The sequence below is a fragment of the Stenotrophomonas maltophilia genome (assembly GCF_002799155.1).
GTDB classification, from domain to species: domain Bacteria; phylum Pseudomonadota; class Gammaproteobacteria; order Xanthomonadales; family Xanthomonadaceae; genus Stenotrophomonas; species Stenotrophomonas maltophilia_R.
The window spans coordinates 992,084-1,010,689 of record NZ_NERD01000002.1 but is presented as its reverse complement, the minus strand read 5'-3'; the positions used below and the strand labels follow the sequence as shown (position 1 = coordinate 1,010,689).

Below are 18,606 nucleotides of genomic sequence, written 5' to 3'. Positions count from 1 at the left end.
GAGCGGGTACAATGGGCGGTTCCGCTCCTGCTCGCTGCCGTGCCCATGGATATCGTCGTCAAAGAAGAACTGAAGGCCTACATCGACCCGCTGACCGCGGACGAACATGACGCGCTGGAGCGCAGCATCCTGGCCGAGGGCTGCCGCGATGCACTGGTGCTGTGGGGCGATGTGCTGGTCGACGGCCACAACCGCTTCGGCATCTGCCAGAAGCACGGCCTGCCCTTCAATACGGTGCAGAACACCCGCTTCCAGAGCATGGAAGACGTGCACCTGTGGATGATCGAACAGCATCTGGGCCGCCGTAGTGTGTCCGACTTCCAGCGCGGCGTGCTGGCGCTGCGCAAGCGCGACATCCTGGCCGCCCGCAAGCAGGTCGAGCAGGCGCAGCTGCAGCGCGAGAGCGATGGCACCGCCGACGTCGCCGAGGATGCCGGCGAGGACAGCCCGCCGTGGGAACCGGCACCGAAGATCAGCCGCGCCGAACTGGCCCGCGAGGCCAAGCTGAGCACCAGCCAGGTCGGCATGATCGAACGCATCCATGCCCAGGCCGCGGCCGAGGTGGTGGAAGCGGTGAAGGCCGGCGTGATCTCGATCAGCGCTGCCGCCGCCGTGGCCGACCTGCCGGAAGACGAGCAGCGTGCCGCCGCCGCCGGTGGCAAGGACGAGCTGAAGCAGGCCGCCAAGCGCGTGCGCGAGTCCAAGCGCAAGCCGCGCGCGCCAAAGCCTGAACCGGCCGAGATGGACTTCGAGGAAGCGGACGAGGAGCAGATCGCCAGCCGCGACGCGGAGGTTCTGTCGGCGCTGGAGCAGCTGGGCGAGGATGCACCGGCACTGCGCCGCCGCGTGGTCGCGCTGACCCGCGAGAACGACACCCTGCGCGCGCAGCTGGCCGCGCTGCGCAAGCAGCTCGAAGCACTCTGAACCAGCGGGTAGTGCCGGCCGCTGGCCGGCAACCCCATGAACGTTCCGGGTGCGTTGCCGATGCCGGCCAGCGGCTGGCACTACCCGTTGCTCATCCGCTGGCAGGTAGACTTCAGGCATGACGCCTGCCCACGATCCGCGCCGCGCACAGCTGCGGCGCCTGAAAGCCCTCGCGCTGGGCCTGCTGCTGTTGATGCTGGCCGGTTTCGCGGTCAGCCACTGGCAGGGCGAACGCGGTATCTGGGCCTGGGTCTCGGCGTTCTGCGAGGCCGCAGCCGTGGGCGCACTGGCCGACTGGTTCGCCGTTGTTGCCCTGTTCCGGCGGCCGATGGGCCTGCCGATTCCGCACACCGCGATCATCCCGCGCAGCAAGGAACGCATCGGCGACAGCCTCGCCCTGTTCGTGCGCGACCAGTTCCTGGAACCGCAGGTGCTGCTGGCCAAGCTGCAGGTGTTCGATCCGGCCAGCCGTCTCGGCAGTTGGCTGGCCGACCCGGCGCGCTCGCGGATGCTGGCCGACATGGCCCGTGGTTGGGCCCTGCAGGCACTGGACTTCTTCGACGAAACCGCGGTGCGCCGGCAGCTGCATGCCTTCGTGGTGCAGCAGTTGAGGCAGTGGAATGCCGCCGCCACCGCCGGTGAGCTGCTGGCCCTGCTGACCGCCGACGGGCGCCACCAGCGCGTGCTGGACGAGGGCCTGCAGCGCCTGGGGCGCTGGCTGGAGCAGCCAGAGGTGAAGGAACGCGCCTCGCAGCTGATCGTGCGCTACATCCAGCGCGAATGGCCGACGCTGTCGAGCACGGTGAACTGGGTCAAGCCGATCGACGAGATTGGCGACAGCCTGGCCGAGCGCCTGGCGCGGGCAGTGCTGGAAGAACTGCAGCAGGTATTGGCCGAGCCGCAGCACCCGTTGCGCCAGGATTACGAAAGCTGGCTGCAGAACTACGTGCAGCGCCTGCGCGAGGACCCGGCCCTGGCCGAGCGCATCGAACAGCTCAAGCAGGAAATGATCGACCACCCGGCCCTGCAGGAGTACGTGCAGGGGCTGTGGGCGCGCATCCACGCCGGCCTGCGCGCGGACCTGCAGCGCGAGGACTCGGCGCTGGTCGGCCACCTGCAGCGCAGCCTGGCCTCGCTGGGCAGCAGCCTGCAGGCCGACCCGGCCCTGCGCGAGGCCCTCAACCAGCACCTGCTGGAGGGTGCGCAGCGCCTGACCGGCCGCCTGCGCGAGGGCGTGACCACGCATATCGCGCAGACCGTGAAGAGCTGGGACGAGCGGCACCTGGTCGAGCAGCTGGAACTGAGCGTGGGCCGCGACCTGCAGTTCATCCGCTTCAACGGCACACTGGTAGGCGGGCTGATCGGCCTGTTGCTGCACGCAGCGACGGTGGTGTTCAGGTTCTAGGAACCCATCCGGCTGTCGATGCACGCCCTGCGTGGGGAGAATCCGTCACGCTTGATTAACGAAATGCGAATGCCTATCATTTGCTGATCGGTTGTACGCTTAGCCAAGCGGGGCACGGAAGCACGCACCCACCCGCCCCTTCGCCCGTGTACATCCCCCGACTACCGGGTCGCCCGCACCAAGCGGGCGGCGCACCGTCGATGGGACTCGCGGGGCGGCGTGCGCGAAGCACGCGGCGGCTGCGTCTGCGCATTCCATCGCCTGTTTCGTCCTGCATGGAATCGCACCGATGGCAACGCCGCTGAACCTCCCTCGTCCCACTCTGCTGGCCCTGGCCGTGACCGCACTGATGATCGCCCCGCTGGCCCACGCCGACGGCACCGCCGATCCTTCCGCGCGCACGCTGGATACGGTCCAGGTCACCGCTGACGGCGATATCGTCGACAGCTATACGGTCAAGCGTGCCAGCACGGCCACCAAGCTTGGCCTGTCGCTGCGCCAGACGCCGCAGTCGATGACAGTGGTCACCCGCGAGCGCCTGGACGACATGGGCCTGTTCTCGCTGTCCGATGTGATGGGCCAGGTCACCGGCGTGGCGGTATCGGTCACCGACAGCGAGCGCATCAACTACGTCTCGCGCGGCTACAACATCACCAATTTCCAGGTCGATGGGATGCTCAATACCTTCGGTGGGTACATCAAGACCAACACCGACAGCGTGATCTACGACCGCATCGAAGTGGTGCGCGGCGCAACCGGCCTGACCACCGGTGCCGGCGATCCCTCCGGCACCATCAACTTCGTGCGCAAGCGTCCTACCGACAGCTTCCAGATGAGCGCCAACCTGACCCTCGGGCGTTGGGGCAACCAGCGCCTGGAGGCCGACCTCGGTGGCCCGGTTGCACTCGACGGCCGCATCCGCGCGCGCGTGGTGGCGGCCAAACAGCAGAGCGACTCGTTCCGCGATGTCTACAAACTGGACAAGGACGTGTTCTACGGCATCGTCCAGGCCGACATTACCGACACGACCCTGCTCGAGGCCGGCTACGAGTACCAGTCGCCGCGCACCACGGGCGTGACCTGGGGCGTGGTGCCGTACTGGGGGTCCGATGGCCAGCCCGCCAGCCTGCCGCGCTCGACCAACCTTTCCGCACGCTGGAGCAGTTGGCCGATCATCGAAAAGAGCGCATTCGCACGCCTTGAACAGCAGCTGGGCAACGGCTGGACCGCGAAGGCCGCCTATACCCGCTCCAAGCGCGAAACCGACGGTGCGGTGTGGTACGGGGCCTCCGGCTACCCGAATGCCGATGGCAGCGGCATCAGCGCCTTCGTCGGCAGCTTCGGCGAGAACGGCGACATGCAGGTGTTCGACTTCAACGTCGGTGGTCCGTTCCGGCTGTTCGGCCGGGAACACGAGCTGGTGCTCGGATTCGGTCAATCGGTGCGCAAGGGTGAAGTGCCTGCCACCGACACCGCTGCCTACCCGGACAGCTACACCCGTGTACCGGATTGGCACCGCTGGAACGGCGACGTCGCGCCGCTGCAGGTCACCCGCCTGGGCTATCTGGCTTCTGAAGACGAACTGCGCCAGCGCGCGGCCTATCTGGCGACGCGCCTGCAGCTGGCCGATCCGTTGACCGCGGTGCTCGGCGCGCGCTACGGCAGCTGGGAAACGCGCACCTGGAACTACACCCATGACGCCGCCGGTCGCCTGACCGATACGCGGCGCGGCGGCTACAAGCCGGACGACTCGCTGACTCCGTATGCCGGCTTCATCTACGACTTCAACCGCTACTTCAGCGGCTACGTCAGCTACACCGACATCTTCCAGCCGCAGAACTACCGTGACCGGGACAACAATTACCTTGAACCGGTGGTCGGTGACATGTGGGAAGCCGGCGTCAAGGCCGAGTTCTTCGACGGTCTGCTGAATGCTTCCGCGGCCGTGTTCAAGGGCCAGAAGGACAACGTTGCCGAGCTCGATGACTCGGTGCCGGAAAACTCGCTGCCGGGAGGGGCCAGTGCCTACCGCTCCACCGGCAAGGGCAACAAGGTCAAGGGCTGGGAGATCGAAGCACAAGGCAGCCTTGGCGAGAACTGGAACCTGGCGGCCGGCTTTACCCACACCGTCAGCCGCAATGCGCAGGGCGTGCGCCAGAACACCGTCATCCCGGTCGATCTGTTCCGCCTCAACGCCAGCTGGCGCCCGGGCGGCGCTGAAGGCCGCTTCTGGCTGGGCGGTGGCGCCACCTGGCAGAGCGGTATCTGGAGCCTGAGCAACAAGCCGCGTGCGGATTTCCTGACCAGCGGCAAGCGCGACCGGGTGGCAATCGAACAAGGCGACATCTACCTGCTCAACCTGTCGGCGGGCTATCGCTTCAACGAGAACTTCACCGCGCAGGTGAACGTGAACAACCTGCTGGACAAGAAGTATTACAACCGCGTCGGTTTCTATGACGGCGTGTTCTGGGGCGAACCGCGCAATGTGACGATGACACTGCGCTGGAAGCTCTGATCCTCGATGGATGGCACCGGTTCTGCGACCGGCGCCCGGCCACGGAGGGCCAACCCCGGCGCGCTGCGGTGCGCCGGTTCTTTTTCACTGAAACCTGCAGGAATGCCGTGGACCGCTCGCCCGCAACCGCCAGCCCCCGCACCTTCTTCTCCAACCCGCGCTGGAGCGTGCTGTCACGCTCGCTGGCGGCGATCTTCGGCGGCTACGCGCTGGCCTCGGTAACCAGCGTGTTCTGCGCGGTGGCCCTGCCCGGTGCGCGCGGGCAGACCGTGCTGACCGGGATGCTGCTGGCGATCCTGGTGGCCGCCTGCGCGCCGCTGTGGGCGTTCGCCACCCGCAGTGCGCTGCGTGCGTGGGTCGGCATCCTCGCTCCCACCCTGCTGATGGCAGCCGTCGCGCGCATGCTGGGGGCCTGGGCATGAAGAACGGATTCCGCCAGTCGATGGCCTGGCTGCACACCTGGACCGGCCTGCTGGTCGGCTGGCTGCTGCTGCTGATCTTCATGGCTGGCACGGCCAGCTACTACCGCGAGGAAATCAGCCGCTGGATGCGCCCGGAGCTGCCCTCCAGCAACGTCAGCATCGATGTCGCCGCGCAGCGCGCGGTGGACTACCTGCAGGCCAACGCCGCGCAGGCCGAGAACTGGTTCGTCACCCTGCCGCAGCCGCGCAACCCGTCCATGCAGATGTTCTGGCGGCTGCCACCGGAGCTGGCCGACCCCAGCCGTGGCCGCCGCGGTGGTTTTGGTGATGCCACGCTGGACCCCAACACCGGCCAGGCACTGAAGGCACGCGAAACGCGTGGCGGTGATTTCTTCTACCGCCTGCACTTCGACCTGCACTACATCCCGGTGCTGTGGGCACGCTACCTGGTGGGGTTCTGCGCGATGTTCATGCTGGTGGCGATCATCACCGGCGTCATCACCCACAAGAAAATCTTCAAGGACTTCTTCACCTTCCGCAAGGACAAGGGCCTGCGTTCCTGGCTCGATTTCCACAACGTCAGCGCGGTGATGGCCCTGCCCTACCACGCGATGATCACCTATACCGGCATCGTCACCCTGATGATCATGTACCTGCCGTGGGGCGTGAAGGTCGCCTATCCGCAGGACGAGGACAAGTTCTTCAGCGAAGCCTTCGGCGGCATGCCGGAAGTGACCGCGCCGGCCGAAGGCCGCGCCACGCCGCTGCCGATCGCGCAATTGCTGGACAGCGCCCGCGCCCACTGGCACGGCGTGGAAGTGGCCGGCTTCACCGTGTCCAACCCGGGCGCGGCCAATGCGGTGATCGACATCCGCCAGCGCGACGGCAAGCGCCTGTCCACCGACACCCCGGCGCTGCGCTATGACATGGTCAACGGCACGTTGCTGGGGGAAACGCCCCCGTCCGGCGGCGCCACCGCCACCCGTGGCGTGCTGTACGGCCTGCACCTGGCGCGCTTCGCCGACTGGGGCCTGCGCGCACTGTTCTTCCTGTCCGGCCTGGTCGGCTGCCTGATGGTGGCCAGCGGCGTGGTGCTGTGGGCAGTGAAGGAACGGCCCAAGCATGCCAAGAGCGGCCGCATCGGCTTCGGCCTGCGCCTGGTCGACGCGCTGAACATCGGCACCGTGGCTGGCCTGCCGATTGCCTTTGCCGCCTACTTCTGGGGCAACCGTCTGCTGCCGCTGGACATTGCCGAGCGCTCGAGTGCGGAAGCCAACGTGTTCTTCTACGCTTGGGGCGGTGCGCTGCTGGCCGCCTTCATCTGGCCGAAGCGGATGATGTGGGCCTGGCAGCTGTACCTGGGCGCGGCCGCGTTCGCGCTGGTGCCGGCGGTCAATGCGCTGACCACGCAGGCCCACCTTGGCGTCACCCTGCGCAACGGCGACTGGGTGCTGGCCGGCGTCGATCTGTCGATGATCGCGTTCGGTGCGATGCTGGCGCTGTGCGGCTGGCGCATGCAGCGCTGGACGCCACCGCTGTCTGCGGCCGAAAAGAAGAAGCGTGCCGCTGCGGCGGCACCCAAGGCCGCGGTGGACGCTGCGGAAACCGCCGAAGCGGAGGCCAGCGCATGATGCTGCTGGCATTGACCCTTTCGTTCTCTGCGTTCACCGCGTTGTCGCTGGCGATGGAAAAGCACCAGCACGACCTGCACGGCAAGGCTGCAGCCTCGTCGGCACGACGCATGCAGTGGCGGGTACTGGGCTGGGCCTTGCTGACGGTGGCGTTCGCACTATGCGTGGTCGACCACGGCTGGGCGATGGGCCCGGTGCTGTGGCTGGGCACGATGACGCTGGGTGGCGTGGTGCTGTCGTTCGGGTTGTACCCGTACCGGCCAAAGTGGATCGCATCGCTGGCGATCGCGCTGCCCGTGGCCGGGCTGCTGGCGGCGTTGGTGTAGCAGAGCCATCGGGGTCGGATCCCTTGCGCACAGCGCAAGGGCTCTGCCCCCTGGTACGTCGATCCGGATGGGGTCAGAGCCCCTGCGCTTCGCGCAGGGGATCCGACCCCGGGCATCGGCTCAACCCAACCGCTTCAGTTCCCACGCGCGGTGGATGCGCGCGTTGCGCTCGAAGTCCGGACCAATCGTGCGCGCGGTGATCTCGCGGCACTGGGCGAATTCGGCAATGGCGTTTTCTTCCAGCTTGAAGCGGCGGAAGTTGTTGGAGAAGTACAGCACGCCGCCCGGCGCCAGGCGCGCCACCGCCGCACGCAGCAGCTTCAGCTGCTCGCGCTGCACGTCGAAGTCATCGGCGCGTGCGGAGTTGGAGAAGGTCGGCGGGTCACAGAAGATCACGTCGTACTGGCCACGGTCGCCTTCCAGCCACGCCATCGCATCGGCCTGTACCAGCAGGTGCTGGCTTCCGCCCTGCCCGTTCAGCGCCAGGTTGTCGTAGCACCACTGCAGGTAGGTCGCCGACAGGTCGACGCTGGTGGTGCTGGCGGCTCCGGCCACCGCGGCCTGCACGCTGGCCACGCCGGTATAGCAGAACAGGTTGAGGAAGCGCTTGCCACGCACCTGCTCGGCCATCATCCGGCGCAGCGGGCGGTGGTCGAGGAACAGGCCGGTGTCCAGGTAGTCGAACAGATTCACCTGCAGCAGCGCGTTGTTCTCACGCACCACGATGAATTCGTCACGCTGTTCAAAGCGGCCGTACTTGCTGCCACCCTTGCCGCGCTCGCGCGACTTCATCGACACCTGCTCCGGCGGCACGCCGAACACTTCGCGCGCGGCCGCCAGCAGCTCGTTGCGGTGGCGGCGCACGTCGTTCTCGGGAATCGCCGCCGGTGCGGCGTATTCCTGCACATGCAGGAAGGTGCGGCGCTTGCCACCGTCTTCCTCGTAGACATCGATGGCCGCCGCGTACTCCGGCAGATCGGCGTCGTAGGCGCGGAAGCAGGTGATGTCCTCGCGGGCACGCCAGCTCTTGAACTTCTTCAGGTTCTTGCGCAGGCGGTTGGCCACCATCTGCGCGCCTTCGCTCAGTTCGCGCGGCTGTGCCGGATCACGCCCCGGCACGGCGATCGGATCGCAGACGATCAGCGCGCATTCCAGCGCGCCGTTGAACATCTGGTAATTCTTGCCCGCGCGCAGGCCGGTGGCGAAGGCCAGCTCGTCGTTGCCGCACAGCAGGCTGGCACGCCACTGCGGCACGGCCTTCTGCAGGGCGTTGCCCAGCGCGCGGTACAGCGCCGGGTCGGCGGCCAGGCGCTCGTCGTACGGTGGGTTGCAGACCACCGCACCGATCTCCTGCTCCGGCGTGGCCAGGTCAGCCACATCGGCGCGGGTGAAGCGGATCGCGTGGGCGACGCCCGCGACCTCAGCGTTCTCGCGCGCCGCCTGGATCGCGGTCGGGTCGATGTCGCTGCCGTGGATGACCGGCTTCAGCGCGGCCAGGCCCGCGGCCTCACGGTCACGCGCTTCGCTCTGGATGGTCTTCCAGGCGGCCCTGTCGAAGCCCAGCCAGCGGCTCGGCGGCAGGCTGCCATGGCGCATCAGGCCGGGAGCAACGTCGGCGGCCATCAGCGCGCCTTCGATCAGCAGCGTGCCGCTGCCGCACATCGGGTCCAGCAGGCCACCACCGGCGGCGTGCAGGCGCGGCCACTGAGCGCGCAGCAGCAACGCGGCGGCCAGGTTTTCCTTCAGCGGTGCCTCGTGGGCGGCCCCGCGCCAGCCACGGCGATGCAGCGGGCCGCCGCCGAGGTCGATCGACAGCGAGGCACGACCCTTGCGCAGCGACAGGTTGACGCGCACATCCGGCAGGTCGGTGTTGACCGACGGCCGCTCCAGGCCCTCGTCGCGCATGCGGTCGACGATGGCGTCCTTGATCCGCTGCGCGGCGAAGCGGGCGTGGGTGATCTTGTCGCCGGACACGTGCGCGTCCACCGCCAGGGTCATCTCCGGCTTGATGTGCTCGTGCCACGGCAGCGCACGCACGCCGTCATACAGGGCCTGCTCGTCCGGGCATTCGAACTCGTCGATCGGCCACAGCACGCGGCTGGCCAGGCGCGACCACATCACGATCCGCAGCGCCTGCTCCAGTTCGCCCTCGGCGTTGACGCCGGCAATGGTGGCAGTGGCCTTGCCAAGGCCCAGGGCCGACAGTTCATCGGCAAGCAGGTATTCCAGGCCCTTGGCGCAGGAGACGAAGAATTTCACGGGATCGGTTCGCAGGTGGTCGGGCGCGGCACAGGAGCCGGGCCAGTCGGAAAGGAGGGCCGTAGTCACGGCCGGCAGGCCCGCGCCGGGGGCGGCGGGGCTGCCATTGTAGTCAATGCGGGCGGGCGCGCCGTGCGCCCGGGCTTCACAGCTGGCGCAGCAGGCGCTCGAAGGCCTGCGCGGAGGCCTCCACGTGGCGCTCCAGGCGGTGGCCATCGTCGACCAGCAGCAGCTGTGCCGAACGCGCCTGCGCCCAGACGATCACCCCGGCGGCCGGCACTACGTCGTCATGCCAGGCCTGCACCACCGTGGTCGGCACCGCGGCGGCATCCAGCGCCGGCATCGGTCCCATGGTGGTCGGCGGCACCATCAGGAACAGGCCGGCCACCGGCACCTGCAGCGAGGCGATGGCCGAGATGTAGGCGCCCAGGCTGGAGCCCGCCAACACCACCGGGCCCTGCTGTGCCGCGATGGCGGTGCGCTCGACCAGGCGGCGCAGGCGGGTCGGTACGTCGCCTACGCGGCTGACCTCGCTCATCGCGTCCAGGTCGGTGTAGTCCGGGCGCTCGTGGGTCCAGCCCAGCCGTTGCGCCACATCCGCCAGTGCGGTGACCTTGGTCGCTTCCGGGCCGCTCTCGAAGCCATGCGACAGGATGCAGTGGCCGCGGCTCATGCACGTGCTCCGTGCGAGCGGGCCAACGAGGAAAAGGAAGGCAGGTTCATGCCGCAATGCTAGCATCGCCGGATGCCCAACCCGCTCCTGCCCGGCCTGCAGCTGCAGCCCCTGCCTTACGAAGACCGCCTGCCGCTGCGCGACCCGGCCACGCTGGAGATGGTGGTGATCCACTGCACCGAGCTGCCCGATCTGGCGATGGCCCGCGATTACGGCGAGCGCGTGCTGTACGACAGCGGTGCCGGCAACAGCGGCCACTTCTACATCGACCGCGATGGCAGCGTAGTGCAGTACGTGGCACCGGAACGCGTGGCCCACCACGTGCGCGGCATGAACGCACATACGCTGGGAATCGAGCTGGTCAACACCGGGCGCTACCCGCACTGGTTCGACAGCCGCCAGCAGGCGATGGACGAGCCCTACACCGAAGCACAGCTGCAGGCGCTGGAGCAGCTGTTGCTGGCGCTGGTAGCGCGCTACCCGTCGCTGCGGCGGATTGCCGGGCACGACCAGCTGGACCTGGAGCAGGTGCCAGCCAGCGACGACGCGGCACTGAGGGTGGCACGCAAGCGCGATCCGGGGCCGCTGTTCCCGTGGGCGCGGATCCTGGCGAAGGTGCCGCTGCTGGGGTTGGAGTAAGCGGCAGGGCGGCGCCCTGCACCCGCAGAGGCAACGTCAACGTCAAAAGCGGGCTATCCGTGGGATGGCGGGGCGGATCCGGTTGCGAGGGACGCCGTAAACCCGTCCATGGGGGCTTGGCCGCGGCATCCATGCCGCGGACACCCTCGCAACCGGACCCACCCCGCCTTCGACAGATTCCTGCTGCTGTTGGTGGGTGTCGACCTTGGTCGACACGGGGTCGGATCCCGTTGCTACGCAACGGGCTCTGACCCCGATTTACGCTCGATGGGGTCAGAGCCGTTTTCCGTTGGAAAACGGATCCGACCCCACGCGGCTCAGGTGCCAGTGGCGACCGGGCGGCTGCTGTCGCTCACCCAGCCGCTCCACGAATCGGCGTAGATGCGCGCGCCGGACAGGCCCGCCGTTTCCATCGCCAGCAGCAGATGGCAGGCGGTCACGCCCGAACCACACATCAGCACCACCTGCTGCGGATCACGATTGCCGATCACGCCCTGCAGTTCGGCGCGCAGCTCCTGTGGGTCGCGCAGGTGGCCGTCGAGCACGTTCAATGCGAACGGGCGGTTGACCGCGCCCGGTACGTGGCCGGCGACCGGATCCAGCGGCTCGACGTCGCCGCGGAAGCGTTCGCCCGCACGTGCATCGACCAGCCAACCCGGCGCGTGCTTCAGCCGGGCGGTGATTTCATCGGCATTGGCGATCTGGGTAGTATCGAAACGGCCCGGGTAAGCCGGCAGTGCGGTCACTTCGCCCTGGCCGGTGGCCAGGGTGTGACCGGCGGCCTGCCAGGCGGCGATGCCACCATCGAGCACAGCCACCTTGGCATGCCCGATCAGGCGCAGCAGCCACCACAGGCGCGAGGCGGCCATGCTGCCGTCACTGCCGTCGTAGACCACAACCTGGGTGTCGGGACCGATGCCCCACGTGCCGAGCTTGGCGGCGAACGCATCGCTGTCCGGCAGCGGGTGCCGGCCATGTCCGACGCGGCCCAGATCGGACAGGTCGCGGTTGAGATCGGCATGCACCGCGCCCGGAACATGCCCTGCCAGATACTGGCCACCGGCAGCCTGCGGATCGGCCAGCGAAGCACGGGCATCGACCACGCGCAGGGCGGTGCTGGCGGTAGCACGTGCGTCGACGACACGTACGCCTTCACCCAATGCAGCAGCCAGGCTGGCGACATCGACCAGAGTGGTCCACGGCGGATCGATCGGCTTCATTGCACTTGCTCCAGGCGGCGACGCAGGTTGTAGAGGATGGCGGCAGTTGCGCCCCAGATACGCTGGCCTGGCCAGCCATATTCGAGGACGTGGCGGACGCGGCCGCGATGATTGATTTCGACCTGGTGCAGGTTGTCGGCCGCCATCAGGTACGCCAACGGCACCTCGAACACTTCGGCCACTTCGCTGGGCTGCGGCACCGGTATGAAATCCGGATCGACCACCGCCACCACCGGCGTGACCCGGTAGCCGGTGATCGTCACGAAGGGATCGAGATACCCCAGCGGCTGCACCTGGCCGGGCGCCAACGCGATTTCTTCCTGGCTCTCGCGCAGTGCGGCCGCCAGTGCATCGCGGTCATCGGGTTCGGTACGGCCGCCGGGGAATCCCACCTGGCCACCATGGGTGCGCAGGGTTTCCGTGCGACGGGTGAGGATCACCTGTGCGCCGTTGGCGCGCGGCACGATGCCGGCCAGTACCGCAGCTTCCACGGGGGGACCGGGCGGCAGCAGGTCGATCAGCTCACTGCGGTTCCAGCCGTCGCCGGCCGGCGGTTGGGCCAGTGGGTGCAGTGCACGCATCAGTCGCTGGTGGTCGGCCAGTGAGCCACGCAGTGATTGCTGCAGTTGTTCGCGCAGGGGCTGCGCGCGATGCAGGATGCGGCTGCGTTCCTCGTTGCTCATCGACGACCACCGCGCGATCTCATCGATATGCCGCCCGCAGCCGGTGCATTGCCGGTGCGGATCCAGCGTGCACACTCCGATGCAGGGACTTGCGACAACACGCGCCGTTTCTTCCATTGTTTGCACTCGGCAACAGTAGCGCGATCGGACTGAATCTGCGCGCGATGAGGTGGCGCGCAGCGCACTGCGCAAACAAAAACGCGCCGGTGGGGTCACCGGCGCGTTTCGTCTGCTGCTTCGATTTACTTGACGCTGACCAGCTTGATCTCGAACTGCACAGCCACGTTCGGCGGGAACGGGGTGCGCGGGTCGGCACCGTAGGCCTGGTCCGGCGGCAGGGTGACTTCCCACTTCGAGCCTGCCGGCATCTGCAGCAGGGTCTCGCGCATGGCCTTCATTTCGACTTCGCTGACCTTGATCGACGGGATCTGCTGGGCCGGGCGGGCTTCGGTCGGGCGCTGGCCGTACGGGAACGGACCGGCCACTTCCAGCTGCACGGTGCTGGCCTGGGTCGGCTTGGCACCCTTGCCGGCTTCGATCACGCGGTACTGGACGCCGCTCGGCAGGGACTGCACGCCGGCCTTGGCCTTGTTCGCCGCGATGAACTGATCGCTCTTGGTCTTGTTTTCGGCAGCAGCCTTTTCGTACTCGGCCTTGGCAGCCTGGGCACGGCCCTGCTCGCGCTTCTGGAAGGCTTCAACAGCCGGCTTCAGCTGCTCGGCGGTGATCGCCGGCTGCTTCTTGGCGTAGGCATCCTGCAGGCCCTTCACCACCGAGTTGATGTCCAGCTGCTCACCACGACCGGTCAGCTCCGCCAGGTTGTTACCGTAGTCGTAACCGAAGTAGTAGCTAAGCTTGCCCTTTTCGGACGAAACGTCCTGGGCGAAGGCATTGCCCGTCAGGGCCAGGGCCGCGACGGCGACCGCGATAGAACGCAACTTCATCAAACAGTTCTCCAGGGGTGGTAACTCAGGGACGTTCTGCGCCGCCCTGAGGCGACGGGTTAGGATAACGGGCGCAACGTGTAACCGCTACTCACGATGCAGGCTATGACCCGTCTGCGTTTGCAGAGTTCAATATCACTTTTTTTTAACGTTCCAGGAGTTTTCCCGTGGCCGATGCCCTGATCGCTGTCGCCGACGACGGCGCCATCCGCACCGTGACCGTCCAGCGCCCGGACAAGCTCAATGCCCTCAACGCCGCGACCCTGCAGGCCCTGGCCGAGGCGTTCAGCGCGGCTGCCACCGACCCGGAGGTGCGCGTGGTGGTGTTGACCGGCGCCGGCCCCAAGGCCTTCGTGGCCGGTGCCGACATCGCCGAAATGAACACACTCAGCGCGGTTCAGGGACGTGATTTCTCGCTGCTGGGGCAGGCCCTGATGCGCCAGATCGAACGCATGCCCAAGCCGGTCATCGCCCGCGTGAACGGATTCGCGCTGGGCGGCGGCCTGGAACTGGCGATGGCCTGCCACCTGCGCATTGCCGCCGATACCGCCAGGGTCGGTCAGCCGGAGATCAACCTGGGGCTGATTCCCGGCTTCGGCGGCAGCCAGCGGCTGCTGCGCCTGTGCGGTCGCGCCGCGACCCTTGAGCTGTGCCTGCTGGGTGCGCCGATCGACGCCGCGCGCGCACTGGAACTGGGCATCATCAACGAAGTGGTGCCGGCCGACGCACTGGACGCGCGCGTCCAGGACCTCGCCCGCCAGCTGGCGCGCTCGGCCCCCTTGGCCCTGCGGGGCCTGCTCGATGCGGTGCACGTGGGCGGCGAATGCAGCCTCGAGGCCGGGCTGGAATACGAAAGTGCGCAGTTCGGCCTGCTGTTCGCCACCGAGGACATGCGCGAAGGCACCAGCGCCTTCCTGCAGCGCCGCCCGCCGGCGTTCCAGAACCGCTGACGCCATGGCATCCCGACCCAACCCCGCGCAGCTGTTCGCCCGGGTCCAGGCAGACGATCTCGATGGCGCCCTGCAGGCCGGGCTGATGGACTACGTCGTCCGTGCCGGCGACGAACAGCTGCTGCCCGGCCACCCGGACCTTCCGCAACGCCTGCAGCAGGCGCAGCAGCAGCTGCATGCCGCCTGGGCTGCACGCGAACGCTACCGCGCCCGTGCGGTGCGCCTGGCCCGCCGCGAGGCCGAGCGCGATGCGCGGCGCACCCCGGCTCCGGCACCCGACGTGAAACCCGCCCTGCCCGCCGCAGCGGCCGCGATCCTCGCCCGCGCCAAGGCCCGCGCCAGCGGCAAGGAGTCGTAGTGGCCACCACGAAGAAGACCGCACGCGCCCCGGCGCGGCGTGCCGGCGCGATGCCGCGTGCCGACGTGGTGGAGATGTTCACCCGCCTGCGCGAACTCAACCCGCACCCGAAGACCGAACTGGAATACAGTTCGCCGTTCGAACTGCTGGTGGCGGTGGCACTGTCGGCGCAGGCCACCGACGTCGGCGTCAACAAGGCCACCCGCCGCCTCTTCCCGGTGGCCAACACGCCGGCAACGATCCTTGCACTCGGCGAAGAAGGGCTGAAGCAGTACATCTCCACCATCGGCCTGTTCAACGCCAAGGCAAAGAACGTGATCGCCACCTGCGCGATCCTGCTGGAAAAGCATGGCGGCGAAGTACCGCGGGATCGCGATGAGCTGGAAGCGCTGCCGGGCGTGGGCCGCAAGACCGCCAACGTGGTGCTCAACACCGCGTTCGGCGAGCCGGTGATGGCGGTGGACACGCACATCTTCCGCGTCGCCAACCGCACCGGGCTGGCCCCTGGAAAGAACGTGCGCGAGGTCGAGGATCGGCTGGTCAAGGCGATTCCGGCCGAATTCCTTCTCGATGCGCACCACTGGCTGATCCTGCACGGGCGCTACGTGTGCAAGGCCCGCAAGCCCGATTGCCCGGGATGCGTGATTGCCGATCTGTGCCGGTTCAAGGAAAAAACCGTGGCGTAGCCCGCCGGTCGAGGATCGGAGAAAGCATCCACGGATGGCGCGGATGTACTGCAATCCGTGCGCAACGGCAGCGTCACATGCAAGCGTTTACATCAGCGGGCCCTGCCGTGACGGGGCCTGCGGCGGATTGCGCTCGTGCGCGAACTGTCACATTTACGCAATCTTCACGATCTAGCCTGCGCGCATCTTCCCACCTGCCTGCAAGGCTCCTCTCCATGAAACTGCATCACCAACTCCTGACGGTCGCCGTGGCTGCTGCGCTGTATGTGCCGGCTGCACACGCCGAAGTCGCCATCGACGTGATCGGCGGTTCGGAAATCACCTTCGAAGGCCTGGTCCAGGCCGACGGTAACTGGTTCGACAACGACCTGACCGACCTCAACGGTGGCGACGCCGGCAACGGCAAGAACAGCGAATTCGAACTGCGTCGCGCCGAGCTGGTGCTGAAGGGCAAGGGCCCGGGCAACGTGGAATGGGTGGTCGGCTATGACGCCAAGGCCGACAAGTTCCTCGACACCAACGTGAAGTACAAGCTGCTGGGCAACGCCAACCACTTCATCCAGGTCGGCCAGTTCAAGCAGCCCAACAGCCTGGAAGAGCTGTCCAGCACCAAGAACAACGACTTCATTTCCAAGGCCGCTGTCACCAACACCTACGCCGTGGCCCGCCGCCTCGGCGGCGCCTACAGTTATGGCCAGGACAACTGGTCGATCACGGCCAGCGCCTTCGGCCGCGAACTGACCCGCAACCTGGCCCATGGCAGCGGCTACGGCGCGCGTGGCACCTTCGCCCCGATCAACGAGAAGGGCCAGGTCCTGCACTTCGGCCTGAGCTACGTCGACTACGACACCGACGCGGACACCCTGCGCGTGCGCGCCCGCCCGAACGCCGACCTGGCCACCGCGCGCCTGGTCGATGGCGGCAACATGACCGACACCGACCGCGTCAGCACCATCGGCGCCGAAGCGATGTACTTCCAGGGCCCGTTCAAGGCCCAGGCCGAGTACTACACCAGCAAGGCCAAGCGTTACGCCCATGACAACTACACCAGCGACGGTTACTACGTCAGCGGCGTGTGGAATGTCACCGGCGAAACCTGGAGCTACAAGGGCGGCACCCCGGGCACCGGCCTGCCGAACAACCCGGCCGGCGGCCAGTGGCAGCTGGGCGTGCGCTACGACCACATGGATCTGAACGACGGCAACCTCGCCGCCAACCCGGTGGCCGGTCGTCCGCCGATCGTCGATGGCGTGCTGGGCGGCAAGATGGACATCTGGACCGTCGGTGCCAACTGGTACTGGCGCTCGAACTTCAAGCTGATGCTCAACTACGTGATGGTCGACAGCAAGAAGTACAGCTCCTCGGCCCGCGGCTTCGTCAACGACGACCCGAACATCCTGGAAGCCCGCGCGCAGTTCTTCTGGTAAGACCAGCCGCCTGCGTTCGACCGCGAAGGCACGGCTCCGGCCGTGCCTTCTTCGTCGCAACGTTGCCCGCGCCGCCGCGGGCTGCAGCACGGCATACAGCCCGCAGCGCCCTTCATGACGCGTGTCACATCCGCGTCATATGACAGACGCGGGCGTGTCACGCAACCGTTATGGAATGTGCACCGAAACGTCGGGCAACCGCCCCTCGACCACCACCCCAGGAGTCTCTCCCGTGATCCACGCCTTCAAGTCGCGCGCCGCTGTCGCCATCCTGGCCGCATCGTCCGTGTTCGCCGCCAATGCCGCCGATATCACCGGCGCGGGCGCCTCGTTCATCTATCCGGTCATGTCCAAGTGGTCGGCCGACTACAGCACCGCGACCGGCAAGAAGGTCAACTACCAGTCGATCGGTTCCGGCGGTGGCATTGCGCAGATCAAGGCCAAGACGGTTGATTTCGGCTCCTCCGACGCGCCGTTGAAGCCGGAAGACCTGGCCGCCTCGGGCCTGGCACAGTTCCCGTCGGTGATCGGTGGCGTGGTGCCGGTGGTCAACGTGGCCGGCATCGCCCCGGGCGCGCTGAAGCTCGATGGCGCCGTGCTGGCCAATATCTTCCTGGGCAAGATCAAGACCTGGAACGACCCGGCCATCGCCGCGCTGAACCCCGGCCTGACCCTGCCGAACGCCAAGGTCACCGTCGTGCACCGTTCGGACGGTTCGGGCACCACCTTCAACTTCGTCAACTACCTGTCCAAGGTCAGCCCGGAGTGGAAGAGCTCGGTCGGTGAAGGCACCTCGGTGCAGTGGCCGGCCGGCATCGGCGGCAAGGGCAATGAAGGCGTTGCCGCGTACGTGAAGCAGATCAAGGGCGGCATCGGCTACGTTGAACTGTCCTACGCGCTGCAGAACAAGCTCTCGTACACCGCGATGAAGAATGCCGCCGGCAAGTTCGTGCAGCCGAGCGATACTTCGTTCGCCGCCGCGGCCGCCAGCGCCGACTGGGCCAACGCCAAGGATTTCTACCTGGTGATGACCAACGCCCCGGGCGCTGAATCCTGGCCGATCACCGCCACCAACTTCATCCTGGTGCAGAAGGCCCCGAAGAACGCCGCCAACGGCAAGGCGACCCAGGAGTTCTTCCGCTGGGTCTACAAGAACGGTGACGCGCAGGCCCGCCAGCTGGACTACGTGCCGCTGCCGGACAGCCTGGTGCGCCAGATCGAAACGTACTGGACCCAGAACCTGAAGTAAGCGCGTTCCCCCGCAGGAACGGGATCGGCGGGTCCTCTCTCCCCCGCCGATCCCACCCGGGCGCGAGATCCTCGAGATCTCGCGCTCTTCTTGTTTTTGGGGGTCGGTCGTGAAGAGCGCTGCGCCTTCGCTGATCCGTGGGGGAGTCGGTGGGGTCATGAAAGGTATGCGCAAAGGCAAGAGCGTTTGTAGAGCCCCGGCCGTCATATCGGTGCGCAGATCCGGGGTCTCCGGGGGTCTCCCGGACCGCGGCCAACCCCGTGAAACCCTTGTCAGAACGTGATCCAGTACACCT

Annotated in this window: 17 protein-coding genes; 12 read left to right on the top strand and 5 right to left on the bottom strand. The window is 67.4% G+C overall.

Annotated elements, in window-relative coordinates; genetic code table 11:
- Positions 1 to 45: 45 nt before the first annotated feature.
- The 6 genes from B9Y82_RS05180 (at position 46) to B9Y82_RS05155 (ending at position 7,223) form a co-directional block, all read left to right on the top strand.
- The gene (locus B9Y82_RS05180; protein ID WP_100471805.1) at positions 46 to 924 is read left to right on the top strand and encodes a plasmid replication/partition related protein; all 879 of its coding nucleotides are present in this window, start codon (positions 46 to 48) and stop codon (positions 922 to 924) included.
- Between the two features lie 118 nt (positions 925 to 1,042).
- A complete protein-coding gene (locus B9Y82_RS05175; RefSeq protein WP_100471804.1) occupies positions 1,043 to 2,329 on the top strand; it encodes a DUF445 domain-containing protein in 1,287 nt (428 codons plus the stop codon).
- A 289-nt stretch (positions 2,330 to 2,618) separates the two neighbouring features.
- A complete protein-coding gene (locus tag B9Y82_RS05170; protein ID WP_100471803.1) occupies positions 2,619 to 4,844 on the top strand; it encodes a TonB-dependent siderophore receptor in 2,226 nt (741 codons plus the stop codon).
- Positions 4,845 to 4,951: 107 nt separating this feature from the next.
- Positions 4,952 to 5,266 carry a DUF3649 domain-containing protein gene (locus tag B9Y82_RS05165; RefSeq protein WP_100471802.1) on the top strand — a complete coding sequence of 105 codons (315 nt, stop codon included), beginning with the start codon at positions 4,952 to 4,954 and terminating at the stop codon, positions 5,264 to 5,266.
- Entirely contained in the window at positions 5,263 to 6,897 is a 1,635-nt protein-coding gene (locus B9Y82_RS05160) for a PepSY-associated TM helix domain-containing protein (RefSeq protein ID WP_100471801.1), read from the top strand. The genes B9Y82_RS05165 and B9Y82_RS05160 overlap by 4 nt, the downstream gene beginning before the upstream one ends.
- The gene (locus tag B9Y82_RS05155) at positions 6,894 to 7,223 is read left to right on the top strand and encodes a DUF3325 domain-containing protein (RefSeq protein WP_100471800.1); all 330 of its coding nucleotides are present in this window, start codon (positions 6,894 to 6,896) and stop codon (positions 7,221 to 7,223) included. Before B9Y82_RS05160 ends, B9Y82_RS05155 begins: the two co-directional genes overlap by 4 nt.
- 120 nt (positions 7,224 to 7,343) lie before the next feature.
- Here the strand turns inward: B9Y82_RS05155 and rlmKL are convergent, their stop codons facing one another.
- The gene (gene rlmKL, locus B9Y82_RS05150; protein ID WP_100471799.1) at positions 7,344 to 9,482 is read right to left on the bottom strand and encodes a bifunctional 23S rRNA (guanine(2069)-N(7))-methyltransferase RlmK/23S rRNA (guanine(2445)-N(2))-methyltransferase RlmL; all 2,139 of its coding nucleotides are present in this window, start codon (positions 9,480 to 9,482) and stop codon (positions 7,344 to 7,346) included.
- Positions 9,483 to 9,627: 145 nt separating this feature from the next.
- On the bottom strand, positions 9,628 to 10,155 hold the full coding sequence (locus B9Y82_RS05145) for a hypothetical protein (RefSeq protein WP_100471798.1): 528 nt from the start codon (positions 10,153 to 10,155) through the stop codon (positions 9,628 to 9,630).
- Positions 10,156 to 10,227: 72 nt separating this feature from the next.
- Here B9Y82_RS05145 and B9Y82_RS05140 point away from each other — a divergent pair, with 72 nt between their 5' ends.
- Entirely contained in the window at positions 10,228 to 10,794 is a 567-nt protein-coding gene (locus B9Y82_RS05140; RefSeq protein ID WP_100471797.1) for an N-acetylmuramoyl-L-alanine amidase, read from the top strand.
- 317 nt (positions 10,795 to 11,111) lie between these two features.
- Here B9Y82_RS05140 and B9Y82_RS05135 read toward each other — a convergent pair whose 3' ends face one another.
- The 3 genes from B9Y82_RS05135 to B9Y82_RS05125 all read right to left on the bottom strand — a co-directional run bounded on the left by B9Y82_RS05135 (position 11,112) and on the right by B9Y82_RS05125 (position 13,641).
- Positions 11,112 to 12,014: a sulfurtransferase gene (locus B9Y82_RS05135; protein WP_100471796.1), complete on the bottom strand. Its 903-nt coding sequence runs from the start codon at positions 12,012 to 12,014 to the stop codon at positions 11,112 to 11,114.
- Positions 12,011 to 12,814 (bottom strand): CoA pyrophosphatase, encoded by an 804-nt coding sequence (locus B9Y82_RS05130; RefSeq protein WP_100471795.1) that lies wholly within the window; start codon positions 12,812 to 12,814, stop codon positions 12,011 to 12,013. The genes B9Y82_RS05135 and B9Y82_RS05130 overlap by 4 nt, the downstream gene beginning before the upstream one ends.
- Positions 12,815 to 12,939: 125 nt before the next feature.
- Positions 12,940 to 13,641: an FKBP-type peptidyl-prolyl cis-trans isomerase N-terminal domain-containing protein gene (locus B9Y82_RS05125; protein WP_005408797.1), complete on the bottom strand. Its 702-nt coding sequence runs from the start codon at positions 13,639 to 13,641 to the stop codon at positions 12,940 to 12,942.
- Between the two features lie 167 nt (positions 13,642 to 13,808).
- On the opposite strand from B9Y82_RS05125, the gene B9Y82_RS05120 reads away from it, so the two are divergent.
- From B9Y82_RS05120 to pstS, 5 genes are all read left to right on the top strand, one after another.
- Positions 13,809 to 14,591, top strand: a complete 783-nt coding sequence (locus tag B9Y82_RS05120) for an enoyl-CoA hydratase/isomerase family protein (RefSeq protein WP_100471794.1) — start codon at positions 13,809 to 13,811, stop codon at positions 14,589 to 14,591.
- Between the two features lie 4 nt (positions 14,592 to 14,595).
- A complete protein-coding gene (locus B9Y82_RS05115) occupies positions 14,596 to 14,949 on the top strand; it encodes a hypothetical protein (RefSeq protein WP_100471793.1) in 354 nt (117 codons plus the stop codon).
- Positions 14,949 to 15,635 (top strand): endonuclease III, encoded by a 687-nt coding sequence (gene nth / locus B9Y82_RS05110; protein WP_100471792.1) that lies wholly within the window; start codon positions 14,949 to 14,951, stop codon positions 15,633 to 15,635. The genes B9Y82_RS05115 and nth overlap by 1 nt, the downstream gene beginning before the upstream one ends.
- A 215-nt stretch (positions 15,636 to 15,850) precedes the next feature.
- Entirely contained in the window at positions 15,851 to 17,062 is a 1,212-nt protein-coding gene (locus tag B9Y82_RS05105) for an OprO/OprP family phosphate-selective porin (protein ID WP_100471791.1), read from the top strand.
- 232 nt (positions 17,063 to 17,294) lie between these two features.
- Entirely contained in the window at positions 17,295 to 18,311 is a 1,017-nt protein-coding gene (gene pstS, locus B9Y82_RS05100; RefSeq protein WP_100471790.1) for a phosphate ABC transporter substrate-binding protein PstS, read from the top strand.
- Positions 18,312 to 18,606 lie beyond the last annotated feature (295 nt).

What these genes read in the sequence shown, in the direction of transcription:
- B9Y82_RS05160 (WP_100471801.1), top strand. Translation starts at nt 5,263, where the DNA reads ATGAAGAACGGATTCCGCCAGTCGATGGCCTGGCTGCACACCTGGACC.
- B9Y82_RS05170 (WP_100471803.1), top strand. Translation starts at nt 2,619, where the DNA reads ATGGCAACGCCGCTGAACCTCCCTCGTCCCACTCTGCTGGCCCTGGCC.
- B9Y82_RS05135 (WP_100471796.1), bottom strand. Translation starts at nt 12,014, where the DNA reads ATGAAGCCGATCGATCCGCCGTGGACCACTCTGGTCGATGTCGCCAGC.
- B9Y82_RS05155 (WP_100471800.1), top strand. Translation starts at nt 6,894, where the DNA reads ATGATGCTGCTGGCATTGACCCTTTCGTTCTCTGCGTTCACCGCGTTG.
- B9Y82_RS05125 (WP_005408797.1), bottom strand. Translation starts at nt 13,641, where the DNA reads ATGAAGTTGCGTTCTATCGCGGTCGCCGTCGCGGCCCTGGCCCTGACG.
- B9Y82_RS05115 (WP_100471793.1), top strand. Translation starts at nt 14,596, where the DNA reads ATGGCATCCCGACCCAACCCCGCGCAGCTGTTCGCCCGGGTCCAGGCA.
- B9Y82_RS05105 (WP_100471791.1), top strand. Translation starts at nt 15,851, where the DNA reads ATGAAACTGCATCACCAACTCCTGACGGTCGCCGTGGCTGCTGCGCTG.
- B9Y82_RS05145 (WP_100471798.1), bottom strand. Translation starts at nt 10,155, where the DNA reads ATGAGCCGCGGCCACTGCATCCTGTCGCATGGCTTCGAGAGCGGCCCG.
- B9Y82_RS05140 (WP_100471797.1), top strand. Translation starts at nt 10,228, where the DNA reads ATGCCCAACCCGCTCCTGCCCGGCCTGCAGCTGCAGCCCCTGCCTTAC.
- B9Y82_RS05130 (WP_100471795.1), bottom strand. Translation starts at nt 12,814, where the DNA reads ATGGAAGAAACGGCGCGTGTTGTCGCAAGTCCCTGCATCGGAGTGTGC.
- B9Y82_RS05175 (WP_100471804.1), top strand. Translation starts at nt 1,043, where the DNA reads ATGACGCCTGCCCACGATCCGCGCCGCGCACAGCTGCGGCGCCTGAAA.
- B9Y82_RS05180 (WP_100471805.1), top strand. Translation starts at nt 46, where the DNA reads ATGGATATCGTCGTCAAAGAAGAACTGAAGGCCTACATCGACCCGCTG.